Source organism: Nocardiopsis trehalosi NBRC 14201 (assembly GCF_001552555.1).
Taxonomy (GTDB): domain Bacteria; phylum Actinomycetota; class Actinomycetes; order Streptosporangiales; family Streptosporangiaceae; genus Nocardiopsis_B; species Nocardiopsis_B trehalosi.
In genome coordinates this window covers 1-962 of sequence record NZ_BCRK01000362.1, presented here as the reverse complement: position 1 = coordinate 962, position 962 = coordinate 1, and the positions used below count along the sequence as shown (strand labels likewise).

The following is a 962-nucleotide window of genomic DNA, read 5'->3' as shown; positions in this document are numbered from 1 at the left end:
TAGATCGTTGATGGGAGTTTGCTGAGATGCCTGCGGGCATGGCGAAGGGCGCCCACGATCGATGTGTGACCAACAACCTGGACGCCCTTCTCACCGCACTCTACGTCCATCTCGACGACCACGTCCTGCCCTCACGCGAACAACCCCGACGGCGCGGCCCGGCCCGGCTGCTCACCGACGCCGAACTCGTGTGCGTGGCCGCAGCCCAGGTCCTGCTGCGCTGCGACTCCGAGCACCACTGGATGCGCACCGCCCCCCACCGGATCGGGCACCTGTTCCCGCGCCTGCCCGGCCAGTCCGAATACAACCGGCACATCCGCGCCCTGGCCCCGGTGCTCTTCGCCGTCGCCATGGGGCTGGCCAGGGCGATCCCCACCTACCAGGAGAAGCTCAGGCTGATGGACGGCACCCCGCTGCCGTGCGGCGCCTCGCGCACCACGGTGGAGCGCTCGGACCTGGGCGAGATCGCCGGCTACGGGCGCGACGCCTCCCACCACCGCTTCTACTGGGGCGCCAAGCTCCTGCTGATCACGACCGCCGACGGTGCGGTATGCGCGTTCTCCCTGGCCCACCCCAAGGAGCTGGACGAGCGCAAGCAGGCCCTGCACCTGCTCCACGCGCAGCGATGCGCTCCGTGGCCGTGCCCGATCGTGGGCGACAAGGGGTTCGCCGGGGCGGGTGCCGAGGCGGCCATGGCCGCTCTGGGGCATCGGCTGATCCGTCCGGCCCGCCGCGACGAGGACGACCCCGGCCTGTTCCCGGGCTGGCTGCGCCAGCGCATCGAAGCGGTCATCTGGACCTTGAAGAGCCAGCTCGGCCTGGAGCGCCACGGCGCGCGCACCACCGAGGGGCTGTGGGCGCGGGTGTGCCAGCGGGTCTGCGCGCTGAACGCGGCGATCTGGCACAACTGGCAGATCGGCGCCCCGGTCAAGCGGTCATTGATCGCCTACGACCACTGACCA

1 protein-coding gene is annotated in these 962 nt (G+C 70.9%); it reads left to right on the top strand.

The window, feature by feature from the left end:
• Positions 1 to 65: 65 nt before the first annotated feature.
• A complete protein-coding gene (locus NT8_RS28150; RefSeq protein WP_084469353.1) occupies positions 66 to 959 on the top strand; it encodes a hypothetical protein in 894 nt (297 codons plus the stop codon).
• The last annotated feature ends 3 nt before the right edge of the window (positions 960 to 962 follow it).